Annotated in this window: 16 protein-coding genes and 1 pseudogene; 7 read left to right on the plus strand and 10 right to left on the minus strand. The window is 57.0% G+C overall.

The features are described from left to right. Positions 1-425: 425 nt before the first annotated feature. Together N018_RS21735 and N018_RS21740 are read left to right on the plus strand one after the other, a co-directional pair. Positions 426-1,790, plus strand: coding sequence for a DUF6861 domain-containing protein (locus tag N018_RS21735; RefSeq protein ID WP_025390720.1), 1,365 nt, complete (start codon positions 426-428; stop codon positions 1,788-1,790). 11 nt (positions 1,791-1,801) lie between these two features. Continuing rightward, positions 1,802-2,410 (plus strand): GAD-like domain-containing protein, encoded by a 609-nt coding sequence (locus N018_RS21740; RefSeq protein ID WP_025390721.1) that lies wholly within the window; start codon positions 1,802-1,804, stop codon positions 2,408-2,410. A gap of 31 nt (positions 2,411-2,441) precedes the next feature. On the opposite strand, the pseudogene N018_RS21745 reads toward N018_RS21740, so the two are convergent. The 5 genes and pseudogenes from N018_RS21745 to N018_RS21765 all read right to left on the minus strand — a co-directional run. After that, positions 2,442-2,615, minus strand: a pseudogene (locus tag N018_RS21745) (transposase domain-containing protein); the annotation flags it as partial. A 592-nt stretch (positions 2,616-3,207) separates the two neighbouring features. Continuing rightward, positions 3,208-3,729, minus strand: a complete 522-nt coding sequence (locus N018_RS28320) for a reverse transcriptase domain-containing protein (RefSeq protein ID WP_267872187.1) — start codon at positions 3,727-3,729, stop codon at positions 3,208-3,210. A gap of 27 nt (positions 3,730-3,756) precedes the next feature. Further along, positions 3,757-4,737, minus strand: coding sequence for a GTPase (gene yjiA / locus N018_RS21755; protein WP_025390723.1), 981 nt, complete (start codon positions 4,735-4,737; stop codon positions 3,757-3,759). Positions 4,738-4,832: 95 nt separating this feature from the next. After that, positions 4,833-5,030, minus strand: a complete 198-nt coding sequence (locus tag N018_RS21760; RefSeq protein WP_002555232.1) for a YbdD/YjiX family protein — start codon at positions 5,028-5,030, stop codon at positions 4,833-4,835. Between the two features lie 27 nt (positions 5,031-5,057). Further along, a complete protein-coding gene (locus N018_RS21765) occupies positions 5,058-7,133 on the minus strand; it encodes a carbon starvation CstA family protein (RefSeq protein ID WP_024646817.1) in 2,076 nt (691 codons plus the stop codon). A 282-nt stretch (positions 7,134-7,415) separates the two neighbouring features. Between N018_RS21765 and N018_RS21770 the strand changes: the two genes are divergently transcribed. After that, positions 7,416-7,784, plus strand: coding sequence for a PilZ domain-containing protein (locus N018_RS21770; RefSeq protein WP_024646818.1), 369 nt, complete (start codon positions 7,416-7,418; stop codon positions 7,782-7,784). 6 nt (positions 7,785-7,790) lie between these two features. Here N018_RS21770 and radA read toward each other — a convergent pair whose 3' ends face one another. Next, positions 7,791-9,158: a DNA repair protein RadA gene (gene radA, locus N018_RS21775; protein WP_024646819.1), complete on the minus strand. Its 1,368-nt coding sequence runs from the start codon at positions 9,156-9,158 to the stop codon at positions 7,791-7,793. A gap of 195 nt (positions 9,159-9,353) precedes the next feature. On the opposite strand from radA, the gene mscL reads away from it, so the two are divergent. Beyond that, on the plus strand, positions 9,354-9,800 hold the full coding sequence (gene mscL / locus N018_RS21780) for a large-conductance mechanosensitive channel protein MscL (protein ID WP_025390724.1): 447 nt from the start codon (positions 9,354-9,356) through the stop codon (positions 9,798-9,800). Between the two features lie 174 nt (positions 9,801-9,974). On the opposite strand, the gene N018_RS21785 is transcribed toward mscL, so the two are convergent. Next, entirely contained in the window at positions 9,975-10,751 is a 777-nt protein-coding gene (locus N018_RS21785) for a ferredoxin--NADP reductase (protein WP_025390725.1), read from the minus strand. 354 nt (positions 10,752-11,105) lie between these two features. Between N018_RS21785 and N018_RS26890 the strand changes: the two genes are divergently transcribed. Both N018_RS26890 and N018_RS21795 read left to right on the plus strand, forming a co-directional pair. Beyond that, positions 11,106-11,339: a helix-turn-helix domain-containing protein gene (locus N018_RS26890; protein WP_024646822.1), complete on the plus strand. Its 234-nt coding sequence runs from the start codon at positions 11,106-11,108 to the stop codon at positions 11,337-11,339. Between the two features lie 128 nt (positions 11,340-11,467). After that, entirely contained in the window at positions 11,468-12,592 is a 1,125-nt protein-coding gene (locus N018_RS21795; RefSeq protein WP_024646823.1) for a methyltransferase, read from the plus strand. A gap of 87 nt (positions 12,593-12,679) precedes the next feature. Here N018_RS21795 and N018_RS21800 read toward each other — a convergent pair whose 3' ends face one another. From N018_RS21800 to N018_RS21810, 3 genes are read right to left on the minus strand one after another with little or no spacing between them, the layout of a single operon-like run. After that, complete coding sequence (locus N018_RS21800; RefSeq protein ID WP_002555239.1) at positions 12,680-12,847, minus strand: DUF2474 domain-containing protein; 168 nt, start codon at positions 12,845-12,847, stop codon at positions 12,680-12,682. 21 nt (positions 12,848-12,868) lie between these two features. Then, entirely contained in the window at positions 12,869-13,876 is a 1,008-nt protein-coding gene (gene cydB / locus N018_RS21805; RefSeq protein ID WP_024646824.1) for a cytochrome d ubiquinol oxidase subunit II, read from the minus strand. Positions 13,877-13,879: 3 nt separating this feature from the next. Then, complete coding sequence (locus N018_RS21810; protein WP_024646825.1) at positions 13,880-15,319, minus strand: cytochrome ubiquinol oxidase subunit I; 1,440 nt, start codon at positions 15,317-15,319, stop codon at positions 13,880-13,882. Between the two features lie 3 nt (positions 15,320-15,322). Between N018_RS21810 and N018_RS27820 the strand changes: the two genes are divergently transcribed. Next, on the plus strand, positions 15,323-15,460 hold the full coding sequence (locus N018_RS27820) for a hypothetical protein (RefSeq protein WP_195757154.1): 138 nt from the start codon (positions 15,323-15,325) through the stop codon (positions 15,458-15,460). Positions 15,461-15,521: the final 61 nt, after the last annotated feature.

Genomic DNA, 15,521 nt, shown 5'->3' on the forward strand with positions numbered 1-15,521 from the left:
TTCCTTTAAATAAAGTTTCAAACGTTTAATCACCAAACAACCTATAACCGACAGCGCAATAACTCTTCGCACCAACTGTAAAACCATTCCTACATAAAACAAAGAACCTCCCTATTCAAACCAGATCTCATCGCCCATAAAAAATCGAGCACAGGCCAGTATCTTTAGCTCTTCGGGACACAGATCCATAGCAATACAACCGTATGCGTCTGGCGAAGTCATCTAGCAGGTAAATTTGTAGACGTCCGACGTGAGTATGCTGACTCTGCGTTGCACTGCCTGAACCACAGGGGAGCGGAAATCCTCTGGCATGAGCCTTTCGACTGCCGCTGCCTTAAAGGTTTGGATCTCTTGAAATCACTTTTGACATAACATAGTACAAAGTTTAGCTTTCCCAATTCTCCCCCCGAACGCAGGAGCGATGAATGCCTTTATGGACAAGGATCCCCAGTTGGCTCGATATCGAGTCTTATGCCGAACGCCTATTTAGTACGCGCAGCCTAGGGGAACGGGAAAGGGGCATGAATCCTCTCAGCCCACCCAGCTCAATAAATGTACCTAGTATCGATCTAATTTATCGCCGGGTCAGATGTGTCCGTCGAGCCTGTGATTTGGGCGAAAAAGAGGCCGCCAACAGCATCCTGAAGCGCTTTTCTGACCTTGATATTCGAAGCATCCTTGATGAGATGATTAGCGCAGTGGTCGACATGGCCATGATCATTATCAGCAGTGCGTTAACTGGCGCTACGATAGGTGGAGGGATCGGATTACTTGCAGGCGGCATCGGCGCGTTCCCAGGCGCAACGGCAGGAGCACTGGTCGGAGTGCAAGCGGGAACGTGGATTCTTGGAGTACTGGGGTTGGCCTCGATTGCTGAATTCTTCACAGTAGGCCTTAAGCCGATAGCTACGGGCTACATTCGTGGGGTTTCCACCGCTTGGAACGGCCCTCGAGAGCGAACCGGTAATCCGTTGAGTTCCTTTTCCGATGACAGCATGGCAGCACAGCAAGGTGCGTGGGATATTGCACGCTCCCATGAGGCCGTAGTGATTCTCCTGCTAAGCGCTATCGTTGCTTATCTGACGCGAGGCCGCGGAAACGCAAGGGTGCTCGCAACCGAAATGCGAGGCAGCGAGCGAGGTGCAAAGCTTGGCCAGTGGATGCTCAAGCACGAAGAAGCATTGAAAAAACATCCTGACCTACAAGCGGCAGAGCCTCGCAGAGGCGCACTTGGGCCGCAGGAATCACCACCGAACAGCCCATCTGGAAAAGACAAAGAGCCGCCCAAGGGCAAGCCAAATACTATGCTGCGCCATGACGTCGAATGCTTCAAGGCAGACAAGATGCCGGCCTCTAAAGTCGGAGAGTTCGAGCGGCAATTGAAGGGGCAGGAGGACGGGCTGAATCGGCTGACGGTTGATGAGTATTTAGAGAATATTGCTAATCCGGTGAAACGCAGTCCGGCGGCTGCCAGAACGGCTCGCAAGGATCTGCAAGATCAATTGGAAGAGCGTTTTCAGAATGATTTTCCAGACTTGGATGTACTCGAAGCGGAGGAAGCTGCAATTAAAAAAGCCAAGGAAACGATGGCAAACCTTGCTGGACTGCACAACCCCGATCTGAGTGCTGGTGGCAAGGATATCATCGGCGATTTCGGTGACCGACAGGTTAACTCCAGCATTGGGCCTCAGTGGAGACCAAAAATTCAAAACCTCAAAGCAGCTGCTGAGAAAGTGCCAGAATCCCTGCGAGGCTCAACTTTCCTTAACGTTAAATTACATAAGTGCTGAAGGAGGCATCCGTGGACAAGGTATTTGCTAGGTTTCTAGAGAAGTTTGGTGGCCCTGTCGATCGCCAGGACGTTCCGATGTCAAGTATCGAGCGCTATAGGGGCAAACTGCCTAATCAGCTTCTGGAATACTGGACTGAGCACGGCTGGTGCGGATACGGTGAAGGGATTTTTTGGATAGTGAACCCGCAGGAGTACGAGGGAGTGGTAGCTTCCTGGATTGAGGGGACGGAACTTGAAAAGCGCGACACTTACCACCTGATTGCACGTGGTGCTTTTGGTGACCTATACCTGTGGGGCGAGAAAACGGGATTTTCACTGAAGATAACCAGCGTCTTTTCTAGATGCGTAATCCACGATTTTGAACCCACCCCCGAACAAATGGATCGTAAGCTTCAAGACTTTATCGTGTCCAGAAAAGTGGACTCTAACGATGTAGAAAATTTGTTTAGCCAGGCAAGAAGAAAGCTCGGCACGCTGCGCCATGATGAAATGTATGGTTTTGTTCCAGCGTTAATGCTTGGCGGATCAGCATCTCTTGATCATGTTGAGAAACTAAAAGCAGTGGAACATCTAATCCTGCTGTCCCAGCTTGCAGAGCTTGAGCCATATAGCTTTTAAGGCATGCATGCGTGCATACCGCCTGGAGTATTTAATCCAGTTGCCACTTATGCGGCAGCAACTGATCGATTTCACTCGCCCGTTGCGTCGGCAGACGCGTGAGCACGTCTTTCAGATATGTATACGGATCATGCCCGTTCAATCGCGCAGACTGGATCAAGCTCATGATCGCTGCCGCTCGTTTGCCGCTGCATAGCGAGCCCGCAAGTCGAGTCAGCCGAAGGGAACTTCACCCCTCGGCTGCTCACAGAACCGTACGTGACAGTCTCCCGTCATACGGCTCTTGATCACACATTCGATGCACGGAGTAGGTACCAATGCGCGAACAACTGCGGATTCTCTTTTCGGATAAGACGCAGCCGATGCTCCGCCTGACGTATTGAGATCCGGTACTTGCTCTTCATCCACTTGAGCAGGCGCGATTGCAACGCGCTCCACAATCGATAGCTGAAGTTCCGGTACCAGAATTTACTGTAGTATTCGATTCACCCTCGAATCACGGCGTTGTACCTACGGGAAAAATCTCTCAGGTCATTCGTCGTGGATCGATGGATGCGCCAGTGTTTGATCGTGTATACCATCCTGCGCATCGCCTTCATCGACGCTCCCGGCATGCACTTGCGAAAGAGTTCGCCCTTGAAATTTCTGAGGATTCACACCTTGAAGTCATAACCGAGAAAAGTGAAGCTCGTCGCGACATTGTGCCGCTCGAATATGTCGATGTAGCCAATCTTCGACTTTTCTTCGTTGATGGTTAGGCCCACCTCACTCATCCGTAGGGTCAGGCTCTCCCTGATTCAAACAGCCTCGCTCATCCTTGTGCAGTGAATAACAATATCATCAGCATACCGTTCGAACGGCACGCCGCGATGCGTCCTATCCATCCAACGATCAAAGGCATAGTGCAGAAATAAATTGGCTAACAAGGGCGAAATAACACCTCCTTGAGGTGTTCCCCGCCCCCGTTCCTGAAGCAACCCCGTCTCACTCCGCATCGGCGCTTGTAGCCAGCGTCGACAGTACAAGATCACCCATTTTGGCATCTGATGATGTTCCAGAGCCTTGATGATCAGGTCATGCCCAACGTGGTCAAAGAACGCACTGATGTCCACTTCTAGTACCCAGTTCTTTCGTCGGCACCGAATGGAACACTGACGCAGGAGCAGGCAAAGTATCAGGCGATGGCGGAGCCGCGCACTTGCTCGGGCTTGAGCCCACAACACTGGCTTCACGACTTCGCAAGTGGGGTATTGATCCGCGTGATTACAAGTCGAAAGCTTGAAGCTTGAAGAATAAGCGGCGGTGCAAGAATCAATCATCCTGCACCCGCTCGATGACTGAGGCGCTTACTGCCCCGTCACCTTGGCAAACCCCGCCCGAATCTTCTCCTCCGGCAACTCATCGGCAATAAACACAATCACGCTCTCGCGCGGTTCGCCTTCAGCCCAGTCTGCATCCCAATCGAAGCCATACAGTTTGAGCACACCCTGAAACACCATCTTGCGCGGTTCATCTTCGATGTTGAGCACGCCTTTGTAGCGCAGCAGTTGTTTGCCGTGGTCTTCCAGCAGTTCATTCATGAACTCGCTGAGGCGGTCCAGGTTCAGCGGCTTATCGCTGCGCAGCACCAGGCTGGTGATTCGGTCGCTGGATGTTCCGGCCGGGACCAGTGGGCGCAGGGTCATGCCGCCGCCGAGGTCGGCGTTGAGGTTGAAGCCGCGCACGTCCAGCAGTTCGGCGAGGTCAATCTTGCCGTGTTCGACGATGCGTATCGGGGCGCGGCGGTTAATGCGGGTCAGGCGTGCGCTGAGGGCGTCGAAGGCTGCATCGTCGACCAGATCACGCTTGCTGACCAGCAACCGGTCGGCAAAGCCGATCTGCGCCTGGGCGATAGTTTGCGCCAGATGAGTATCGGCATGGGCGGCGTCGACCAAGGTAATGATGCCGTCGAGAATGTAACGCTCACGCAGCTCCTCATCAATGAAGAACGTCTGAGCGACAGGCGCCGGGTCAGCCAGGCCGGTGCATTCGATCACCAGTCGGTCGAAAGCGATTTCGCCACTGTCCAGACGCTCCAGCAACAGGTAGAGCGCCTTGGTCAGGTCCGTATGGATGGTGCAGCACACGCAGCCGTTGGACAGGGTCATGATCTGCACTGGATCAGTACCAAGCAACTGGCTGTCGATACCGGCGTCGCTGAATTCGTTTTCGATCACGGCGATTTTCAGGCCGTGCTCAGCCTTGAGCAGGTGGCGCAACAAAGTGGTTTTGCCTGCGCCCAGAAAACCAGTCAGCACGGTCACGGGGATGGGTTGCAGCTCAGTCATAAGGCTCCTGGCGTGATGCATTCAGCGGGAATGAAAACGCGCCACAGGTGATGGCCTGTGGCGCGTCAGGTCAAACAATAACGCAGATCAGCGAATCAGCAGCACTTCGGCCCGCCCTTGCCGCCGTAACGTGCCTCTTGCCGCTCCCGAAAGAACTGCTCGTAGGTCATCATCGGCTTGTCCGGGTGCGTGTTCTGCATGTGCTCGACGTAGGTGTCGTAGTCGGGCATGCCCACCATCAGGCGCGCGGCCTGACCGAGGTATTTGCCGAGGCGACTCAGGTCATTGAACATGGGCAAATCCTCTGTGGGTCAGCATTATCACACCTGCGACGCTGGCGGCATGGCCTGGAACGGCGCTTCCTTGTCGGTACGCTCCTGATTGCTCCAGGCGGCACGGCCGACCTTGATGGAGTAAAACAGGATACTGAACACCACGAACAGGAACAGCACGGTCAACCCGGCGTTGGTGTAGGCGTTGAAGATCACATGCTGCATCTGGTCCATGGTCTTGGCCGGGGCCAGAATCTGACCAGCATCTGCCGCAGCACTGTATTTCTTGGCCAGGGCCAGGAAGCCGACCGCAGGGTTGGCATCGAACAGCTTGATCAGACCCGCCGTCACGGTGCAGATCAACAGCCAGGCGGCGGGCAGCATGGTCACCCACACGTAGCGCTGACGCTTCATCTTGATCAGCACAACGCTGGCCAGCATCAGGGCGATGCCGGCGAGCATCTGGTTGGAGATGCCGAACAATGGCCATAGGGTATTGATGCCGCCCAGCGGGTCGATCACGCCCTGGTACAGCAGATAACCCCACAACGCCACGCAACCACCGGTGCCGATGGCGTTGGCAGTCCAGGATTCAGTCCGTTTCAAGGCTGGAACGAAGCTGCCCAGCAGGTCCTGAAGCATGAAGCGGCCGGCACGCGTACCGGCATCGACAGCGGTCAGGATAAACAGCGCCTCGAACAGAATCGCGAAGTGGTACCAGAACGCCATGGTGTTCTCACCGGGCAGCGCCTGGTGGAGGATTTGTGCAATACCGACCGCCAGGGTCGGCGCACCACCGGCACGGGCCAGAATGGTGTTTTCACCGATGTCCTTGGCCACTGCTGTCAGTTGATCAGGCGTAATGGCAAAGCCCCAGCTGGAAACCGTCTGCGCGACCGTCACCACGTCACTGCCAACCACGGCGGCCGGGCTGTTCATGGCGAAGTACACGCCTGGCTCGATAACCGATGCGGCAACCATCGCCATAATGGCCACGAACGATTCCATCAGCATGCCGCCGTAACCGATGTAACGCGCGTTCTTTTCGTTATCCAGCAGCTTGGGCGTGGTGCCCGAAGAGATCAGCGCATGGAAACCCGATACCGCACCGCACGCGATGGTAATGAACAGGAACGGGAACAGTGCGCCTTTCCAGACCGGGCCCGTGCCGTTGGTGAACTGCGTCAGGGCCGGCATTTTCAGCTCGGGAGCCAGAACCAGAATACCGATCGCCAGGGCCAGAATGGTGCCGATTTTCAGGAAGGTCGACAGGTAGTCACGCGGCGCAAGCAGCAGCCAGACCGGCAGCATTGCCGCGACAAAACCGTAGCCCACCAGCATCCAGGTGATCTGGATGCCGGTGAAGGTGAACATCGGCCCCCAGGTCGGATCGGCGGCAACCGCGCCGCCTAACCAGATCGAACCCAACAGCAGAATGACACCAACGATGGAAATTTCACCAATGCGGCCCGGGCGGATGTAGCGCATGTAAATGCCCATGAACATCGCAATCGGGATCGTCGCCATGACCGTGAACATGCCCCACGGGCTTTCAGCCAGGGCTTTGACGACGATCAGCGCCAGCACCGCCAGGATGATGATCATGATCAGGAAACAGCCGAACAAGGCGATGGTGCCGGGAATGCGGCCCATTTCCTCGCGAACCATGTCGCCCAAAGAGCGACCGTCGCGACGCGTGGACAGGAACAGGATCATGAAGTCCTGCACTGCACCGGCCAGCACTACGCCGGCGATCAGCCACAGCGTACCGGGCAGATAGCCCATCTGCGCCGCCAGCACCGGACCAACCAGCGGACCGGCGCCTGCAATGGCTGCAAAGTGGTGACCGAACAGGATGTGTTTGTTGGTCGGTACGTAGTCCAGACCATCATTGTTGACCACCGCCGGTGTCGCGCGCTGCGGATCGAGCTGCATGACGTGAGTGGCGATGAAAAGACTGTAGTAACGGTAAGCAACCAGATAGATAGCCACCGCAGCGACCACTATCCACAAGGCGTTGATCGCCTCTCCGCGACGCAAGGCCACGACCCCAAGAGCACATGCTCCGACAATTGCAACGATGAGCCACGGAACATGGCGCATCAGACTATTATTATTTTTCATTTTTTATTCCAGCAGAGTTGACTAGAAGGCAAGCAGCGAGAGTTTAGCGCCGCTTCAGCGAAAGACCACCCCCAACCATGGTCTAGGTCGAAATTTGATCAAGTGCGGCAGATACCCGGCATAGAGGGCTGGAATAGCCGCTATAAAGGCTTCCCGGATCACAAAACGCGCATGTAGAACTGTTCTGTAAGCGCTTTCAGGTCTATCGTGCATGAACATCAACATGATCAGAAAACAACCTGTCCGCTGACACTGGTAGCGGTTAACAAGAGAGCTCACTCGATGACCGACTCACACGAAGATCGACGTCGTTTCAAACGCATTGCCTTCGACGCCAGGACAAACCTCAAGCAAGGCGATCAAAGCTGGAAAGTGACACTGGTCGATCTGTCGTTGAAGGGCATGTTGATTGAGCGGCCAGAGCCGTGGACCGGCGATCCGGAGCAGCCATTTGATGTCGATATCGTTCTCAGCAACGAGACGCACGTGAAGATGGATGTCGCGGTCACCCACGATAACAATCGGCAACTCGGATTCGTCTGCCGACACATTGACCTCGACTCGATCAGCCACCTGAGGCGGCTGGTCGAGCTGAACCTTGGCGATCAGGCAGAGCTGGATCGTGAGCTGGCGGCGCTTATAGAACTCTAGGCACGCCTATTCAAACAGCGCATCGAGTGCCTGCTCCAGGCGCGTGACGGCAATAATCTGCAAGCCGGGAGGCGCCTCTTTCGGCGCATTGCCTTTCGGCACGATGGCCCGTTTGAAGCCATGCTTGGCGGCTTCTTTCAGTCGCTCCTGACCGCTCGGCACCGGCCTGACCTCGCCGGACAGGCCGACTTCGCCGAATACCAGCAAGTCATGCGGCAACGGACGATTGCGCAGGCTGGACATGACCGCAGCCATCAGCGCCAGATCCGAGGCAGTTTCCAGCACCTTCACGCCGCCGACCACATTGAGAAACACGTCCTGATCGTGAGTCGGAATGCCGCCATGCCGGTGCAGTACCGCGAGGAGCATCGCCAGACGGTTCTGATCCAGGCCCAACGTCACCCGGCGCGGGTTGGACATGTGGCTGTCGTCCACCAGCGCCTGAACTTCCACCAGCATGGGGCGCGTGCCTTCCCAGGTCGCCATGACCACACTGCCCGGCACCTCTTCCTGCGCACGGGTCAGGAAAATCGCCGAAGGGTTGGAGACTTCCTTGAGCCCCTTGTCGGTCATGCCGAACACGCCCAGCTCGTTCACCGCGCCGAAGCGGTTCTTCACCGCTCGCAACAGACGCAGGCGCCCATCCGACTCACCTTCAAAATACAGCACGGTATCGACCATGTGCTCCAGCACGCGTGGACCGGCCAGTGCGCCTTCCTTGGTGACATGGCCCACCAGGAAGATCGCCGTGCCGCTCTGTTTCGCGTAACGCACCAGCAACGCGGCGCTTTCGCGAACCTGCGACACGCCGCCCGGTGCCGACTGCAATTGTTCGGTGAAGATGGTCTGGATCGAGTCGATCACCATCACCTTGGGCCTCTCGACCTTGGCCGTGGCAATGATTGTCTCGATACAGGTTTCGGTCATGACCCGCAGTTTGTCCTGCGGCAATCCCAGGCGACGGGCGCGCATGGCAACCTGCTGCTGGGATTCCTCACCCGTGACATACAGGGCCGGCATGCGCTGGGCGATATTGCACAGCGTCTGCAACAGAATGGTCGACTTGCCGATGCCAGGATCACCGCCGATCAACACCACCGAGCCGTCCACCAGACCGCCGCCGAGCACACGATCCAGTTCGGCGGAATTGGTGGAGAACCGCGGAATTTCTTCGACGCTGACTTCCGCCAGGGTCCTGATCTGCGCCTGTGAGCCGGTCCAGCCCGTGCGGCCGCTGGGCGGGGCGGCGGCACCGCTTTCAATCATGGTTTCGACCAGTGTGTTCCAGGCACCGCAATCAGCACACTGGCCCGCCCACTTGGGAAATGTCGCGCCGCACTCGGTGCAGCCGTACAAGCGTTTGGCCTTGGCCATGACAACCCCAGTCTTGAAAAACAGCCATGATAACGCAGGTGCAGCACTTGCTACCCGCTCAGCGAGCCACAGCTTTTGAAAACCGAATAAAACTTACGCAGACGTCCCCGGTCGATTGAAGGAGATCCGGGCGGCAAAGGCGCGGCCGGGCTACACTCCAATGAATCAATTTTATCTGTAACAAGGAATTACCCCATGAGCGTACTTAGCGAATTCAAGGCCTTCGCGGTCAAAGGTAACGTGGTCGATATGGCCGTCGGTATCATCATTGGCGCAGCGTTCGGCAAGATCGTTTCGTCGTTCGTCGGCGATATCATCATGCCTCCGTTGGGCCTGTTGATCGGTGGCGTGGACTTCAGTGACCTGGCCGTCACGCTACGTCCTGCACAAGGCACGGCACCTGCGGTAATGCTGGCTTATGGCAAGTTCATCCAGACCGTTCTCGACTTCATCATCGTCGCATTCGCCATCTTCATGGGCGTCAAGGCCATCAACCGACTGAAACGCGAAGAGGCCAAGGCCCCTACCCTGCCGCCAACACCTTCCAAGCAGGAAGTGCTGCTGAGCGAGATTCGTGACCTGCTCAAGGAACAGAACAAGCCGGCAGAACCCATCACCGTGGACCCTGCCCGTCCGCTTTGATTGAATGGTGCAGATGCCTGTCGTTCCCGCGCTCCGTGTGAGGATGCAGTTCTAGACGCTCTGCGTCCGACTTTGGCGAACGGCGCAGAACAGTGACGCAGAACGTCACGAACTGCATGCCAACGCATTGGCACGATAGCGGTCAGCTTAAGCCATGTCCTGCCGTAACGGCCGCTACCAATACGTCTCCACCGCCACCTGCCCCGGCTTGCGGGACAGGCTCAGGCGCATGTCACGCTGCTTGAGCAGTGCGCGGGTGTCGTCGATCATCTGCGGGTTGCCGCACAGCATGACCCGCGAATGTTCCGGGGTCAGGGCAATGCCGGCGGCCAGCTCCAGCTCACCGTTGTCGATCAACTGCGTGATGCGACCATTGAGGGCGCCCGGGTGCTGTTCACGGGTGACTATCGGCAGAAACAGGAACTTGTGCGCGTACTCGGCCAGGTAATCACGCTGCATCAATTCGTTGATCAGCGGCTGATAAGCCAGCTCGCAGGATTCACGAACGCTGTACACCAGAATTACCCGCTCGAATTTCTCCCAAACCTCGAAATCCTGAAGGATCGACAGAAACGGCGCGACGCCCGTGCCTGTGGACAACAGCCAGAGGTCGTGGCCATCAACAAAACGGTCCAGCGTCAGGTAACCGAATGCCTGCTTCTCGACCATCAGGCTGTCGCCCTCGCGCAAGCGGCTCAACTCGCTGGTGAATTCACCACCTGGCACCACAATGGAAAAGAACTCGAGAAACTCGTCGTGGGGCGAGGACACCATCGAATAGGCACGCCACACGGTTGTGCCATCAGCCTTGGTCACACCGAGTCTGGCGAATTGCCCTGCACGAAATCGAAAACCGGGATCACGCGTGGCTCGCAGGGTAAACAGATTGGGGGTCAACGGCGTGACGCGTTGCAGCGTTTGCCGTGTGAACTTGTCTTCGCTGACGGACATGATTCGCCTCAGGCTCCTGAACATGAAAAGCAGGCTGCCAGTGTCCCGCAAAGCAGGCTCGATAAACACCGGCTGTTTGTGTTGACTTGAAGTGCTTCGCGAGCGGCATGGGCAGAAACGCACACATCAGTTAGAGCATTTGGTTCTTGATGCGTGCAATCAACCGCTGAACGTAGATGCACCACATTGCACAAACCGCTCTAGCTAGAGGCTTTGAGCCGTAGTACGTTTTCCAGTAAGAAAAGTGTCATCGCCATCCGTCAGGCCAAGCGGGCGGAGTCCAGATGGGCAGCATTTGTTTCCTAGACTAGAAAACACACAGCGGGGTACCGCTGTTCAGGGGACGGAGGCTAAATGAACGCAATAGAAATCGAATTTGTACAGCCGTCACCAGCAAGAAACCTGACACAGAGAGAGATAGAAGTACTCAAATGGTCCGCTGAAGGTAAAACGGCTGGCGACATCGCAATTATTCTTTGCATCAAAGAGCGCACCATTCACTTCCACATTGCCAGCGCCATTCAAAAAATGGGCGTTTGCAACAAGACTGCCGCCGCTGTTCAGGCAGCATTGAGCGGGATGTTCTGATAAAGCCGTAGTCAGACCGCAATCATGCAGATATCGAACGGAAAACGACGTAAAATCATCTGCTTTAGCGAGCCCGGTCTTAATCGGGCTCGTTGACATACCTTCGATTGCACAGAGTTCTCCCGCCAATGCCCCTGCTCATCAGTCCCTTCGCTGAACTTGATCTCATTCGTCAACCCGAGCAACAGGATGAGCCGCTCCAGGCATTCGACGCCGCTGACGAGTACCTGCTCAGCCACGTCGCAGAGGTCGGTCTGAGCCTGCAAAGCCGGGTGCTGGTGCTCAACGACAGCTTTGGTGCGCTGGCGGCCAGTCTTGCCCGCCACGCCTCAGTGATCAGCAGCGGTGACTCGTTTCTGGCGGCGCAAGGGCTGGAAAAAAATCTTGTGCGCAATGGCATGGGCTATGACGCGGTACCGCTGATCCCGGCCAGCGAGCCATTGACCGGCCCCTTTGACTGGGTGCTGATTCGGGTGCCCAAGACACTGGCGCTGCTGGAAGAACAACTGATCCGCCTGCAAGGCCAACTGGCACCCCACGCTCGCGTGGTGGCCGCTGCCATGGTCAAACACCTGCCGCGCTCGGCCGGTGACTTGCTGGAAGAATACGTGGGGCCGGTGCAGGCTTCGCTAGCCGTGAAAAAGGCGCGTTTGCTGTTCGTGACGCCGCAGGCCAAGGCACTGCGAACGTCACCCTACCCGACTCGCTACACGCTTGATGAGCCGGCCATCGAACTGGTCAACCACGCTAACGTGTTCTGTCGTGAAGGGCTGGATATCGGCACTCGGGCATTCCTGCCGTTCCTGCCCAGGAACCTCGGTACGGCAAGGGTGGCCGACCTGGGTTGCGGTAACGGTGTTCTTGCGATCGCCAGTGCTCTGGACAACCCACAGGCGCATTACACGCTGGTGGACGAATCGTTCATGGCCGTGCAGTCGGCGGCCGAAAACTGGCGAGCAGCCTTTGGTGAGCGCGACGTAGTGATGCGCGCGGCAGACGGGCTGGAGGGGCAGGAGCCTGACTCGCTGGACGTGGTGCTGTGCAACCCGCCTTTCCACCAGCAGCAGGTGGTCGGCGACTTCCTTGCCTGGCGGATGTTTCTCCAGGCGCGGGCAGCATTGGTCACCGGCGGTGCGTTGTACATCGTCGGCAATCGCCATCTGGGTTACCACACTAAGCTGTCGCGCCTGTTCCGTGGCGTCGAGCAAGTCGCGGCCACCCCCAAGTTCGTCATTCTGAAAGCCCGCAAGTGACCCGCCGAGCAAAAAAAGACCCCCTTGCCACGCGAATGGCAAGGGGGTCGCAAAACGTGTCCGGAGGACACGAACGGGAATTCAGTATCAGTGAGTCGTCAGGCCCGCTGCGCTCATGAACATGCGCATCAGGCTGGCGACGATGAACAGCGCAAACACGCTGCCTGCCCAGATCCCGACCAGCCAGGCCAGTCGTTGCCAGAGCGGCTTGCTGAGCGCCGGATCCGGGTCGTGCATGGAATTCTTGCCAGACATCGTCATTCTCCTCGGTTCGGACTAGTGATAACCGTCTTCGGCCGTTACCTTGCCGCGGAACACGTAGTAGCTCCAGAAGGTGTAGCCCAGGATGAACGGAATAATGAACAGCGTGCCGACCAGCATGAAGCCCTGGCTCTGCGGCGGTGCAGCAGCCTGCCAGATCGATACCGCAGGCGGGATGATGTTCGGCCACAGGCTGATGCCCAGCCCGCTGTAACCCAGAAAAATCAGCAACAGGGTCAGCAGGAACGGGGTGTAGTGAGCATTGCGCGCCACGGCCTTGAACAGGCCGTACATGGTCACCAGCACCAGAATCGGTACCGGCATGAACCAGAACAGGTTCGGCATGCTGAACCAGCGATGCGCGATATCCGCGTGCGCCAGTGGGGTCCACAGGCTGACCACGCCCATGACCACAAGTACTGCCAGCGCCAGAGGGCGTGCCAGGTCGTGCATTGCCTTCTGCAGCGAGCCTTCAGTCTTCATGATCAGCCAGGTGCAGCCCAGCAGCGCATAGGCGACGATCAGGGCCAGACCGCAGAACATCGGAAACGGTGAGAGCCAGTCCAGCGAGCCACCGGCAAACTGGCGATCAACCACCGGAATGCCTTCAATGTAGGTACCCAATGCCACGCCTTGAAAGAAGGTTGCAGCCAGCGAACCACCGATGAACGCCTTGTCCCACCAGTGACGCTTCAGCTCGGTCGCCTTGAAGCGGAACTCGAACGCCACGCCACGAAAGATCAGGCCCATGAGCATGAACATCAGTGGCAGGTACAGCGCCGACAAGACCACCGAATAGGCCAGCGGGAACGCGCCGAACAGCGCCGCGCCACCCAGTACCAGCCAGGTTTCGTTGCCGTCCCAGACCGGAGCAACGGTGTTCATCATCACGTCACGGTCGGAACTGTCCTTCATGAACGGGAAGAGAATCCCGATGCCCAGATCGAAGCCATCCATCACCACGTACATCATGATGCCGAAGACAATGATGATGGCCCAGATAAGCGGAAGATCGATACCCATGGCTTAATTCCCCTTGCCGAGACGGTCGAGATGGTCGCCATCGTCTTCGCCTTCAACAGCTGCGGAGAGCGGACGGGCCGGCGTGCGTTTCTGGCCGGGACCACCATGAGGTACATGATCGACATAGGCTTTCGGCCCTTTGCGAACCAGCCGCATCATGTAGCCAAGACCTGTACCGAACAGCACGAAATACACGACCACGAACAACACCAGGGTAATGCTCATCTGCGCGACGCTGTGACCGGACGAAGCGTCTGCGGTACGCATGAGGCCGTAAACGACCCACGGCTGACGGCCTATCTCGGTGGTGAACCAGCCCGCAAGAATAGCGATCAGGCCCGAAGGTCCCATCCACAGCGCCACGTACAGGAACGGCCGCGAGTGATACAGCGTGCCGCGCTTGCGCAACCAAAGACTCCACAAGCCGGTGAAAATCATCAGCATGCCGAGCGCTACCATGACCCGGAACGACCAGAACACGATCAGCGAATTCGGCCGGTCTTCAGGCTTGAACTCTTTAAGCGCAGGCACCTGCTTGTCGAGGCTGTGAGTCAGGATCAGGCTGCCCAGGTACGGGATTTCCACCGCGTACTTGGTCCGCTCTTCCTTCATGTCGGGGATACCGAACAGGATCAGCGGGGTCGGCTCGTCACCAACGTTTTCCCAGTGACCTTCAATGGCAGCGATTTTCGCTGGCTGATGCTCAAGCGTGTTCAGACCATGGAAGTCACCTACCACGGCCTGAACAGGCGCGACCAGCAGGGCCATCCACATGGCCATCGAGAGCATCTTGCGCACGGCCGGTGTGTCGCGGCCACGCAATAAATGCCAGGCCGCAGACGAGCCGACGAAGAAGGCGGTCGCAACGAAAGCTGCGATAGCCATGTGCGTAAGGCGATACGGGAACGACGGGTTGAACACCACGGCGAACCAGTCGGTCGGAATAACCCGGCCGTCGATGATTTCGAAACCTTGCGGGGTCTGCATCCAGCTGTTGGATGACAGAATCCAGAAGGTGGAAATCAGCGTGCCGATGGCAACCATGACCGTGGAGAAAAAGTGCAGGTTGCGGCCGACGCGGTTCCAGCCGAACAGCATCACACCGAGGAAACCGGCTTCAAGGAAGAACGCAGTCAAGACCTCGTAGGTCAGCAGCGGACCGGTGACAGCGCCGGCAAAATCGGAGAAGCGGCTCCAGTTGGTGCCGAATTGATAGGCCATGACCAGTCCGGACACTACGCCCATACCGAAGTTGACGGCAAATATCTTGGACCAGAAGTGGTAAAGGTCACGGTAAACGTCGTCGCGGGTCTTCAGCCACAGACCTTCGAGTACAGCCAGGTAACTTGCCAGACCGATGGTGATGGCAGGAAACAGGATGTGAAACGAAATCGTGAATGCGAACTGAATTCGGGCGAGATCGATAGCCTCTAAACCGAACATAAGATGTTCCTCTCTCAGATGAAACCTGCTGCCGGCCGCAAGCCAACAGCGATTGCCCCCACGGTAATGAGTGCTTGTGTTTCTTTTATTCTGGCGTTTCCAATGGCGAAAACGCTGGTCGATGCACTGATCATTACCTGAACGCAATGATGCAGATCAATCGACCATCAAAGAGTAGTCCTGTTCAGTCATTAAAGCCGTG

Origin of the sequence: Pseudomonas syringae CC1557 (genome assembly GCF_000452705.1) — a bacterium.
GTDB classification, from domain to species: Bacteria; Pseudomonadota; Gammaproteobacteria; order Pseudomonadales; family Pseudomonadaceae; genus Aquipseudomonas; species Aquipseudomonas syringae_F.

Coding starts and splice junctions, on each gene's coding strand:
- N018_RS21760 (WP_002555232.1), bottom strand. CDS start 5,030: ATGTTCAATGACCTGAGTCGCCTCGGCAAATACCTCGGTCAGGCCGCG.
- N018_RS21800 (WP_002555239.1), bottom strand. CDS start 12,847: ATGTCTGGCAAGAATTCCATGCACGACCCGGATCCGGCGCTCAGCAAG.
- N018_RS21810 (WP_024646825.1), bottom strand. CDS start 15,319: ATGTTCGGTTTAGAGGCTATCGATCTCGCCCGAATTCAGTTCGCATTC.
- N018_RS21785 (WP_025390725.1), bottom strand. CDS start 10,751: ATGTCCGTCAGCGAAGACAAGTTCACACGGCAAACGCTGCAACGCGTC.
- N018_RS28320 (WP_267872187.1), bottom strand. CDS start 3,729: ATGATTGATTCTTGCACCGCCGCTTATTCTTCAAGCTTCAAGCTTTCG.
- mscL (WP_025390724.1), top strand. CDS start 9,354: ATGAGCGTACTTAGCGAATTCAAGGCCTTCGCGGTCAAAGGTAACGTG.
- N018_RS21765 (WP_024646817.1), bottom strand. CDS start 7,133: ATGAAAAATAATAATAGTCTGATGCGCCATGTTCCGTGGCTCATCGTT.
- cydB (WP_024646824.1), bottom strand. CDS start 13,876: ATGGGTATCGATCTTCCGCTTATCTGGGCCATCATCATTGTCTTCGGC.
- radA (WP_024646819.1), bottom strand. CDS start 9,158: ATGGCCAAGGCCAAACGCTTGTACGGCTGCACCGAGTGCGGCGCGACA.
- N018_RS27820 (WP_195757154.1), top strand. CDS start 15,323: ATGTTCCTCTCTCAGATGAAACCTGCTGCCGGCCGCAAGCCAACAGCG.
- N018_RS21770 (WP_024646818.1), top strand. CDS start 7,416: ATGACCGACTCACACGAAGATCGACGTCGTTTCAAACGCATTGCCTTC.
- N018_RS21795 (WP_024646823.1), top strand. CDS start 11,468: ATGCCCCTGCTCATCAGTCCCTTCGCTGAACTTGATCTCATTCGTCAA.
- yjiA (WP_025390723.1), bottom strand. CDS start 4,737: ATGACTGAGCTGCAACCCATCCCCGTGACCGTGCTGACTGGTTTTCTG.
- N018_RS21735 (WP_025390720.1), top strand. CDS start 426: ATGCCTTTATGGACAAGGATCCCCAGTTGGCTCGATATCGAGTCTTAT.
- N018_RS26890 (WP_024646822.1), top strand. CDS start 11,106: ATGAACGCAATAGAAATCGAATTTGTACAGCCGTCACCAGCAAGAAAC.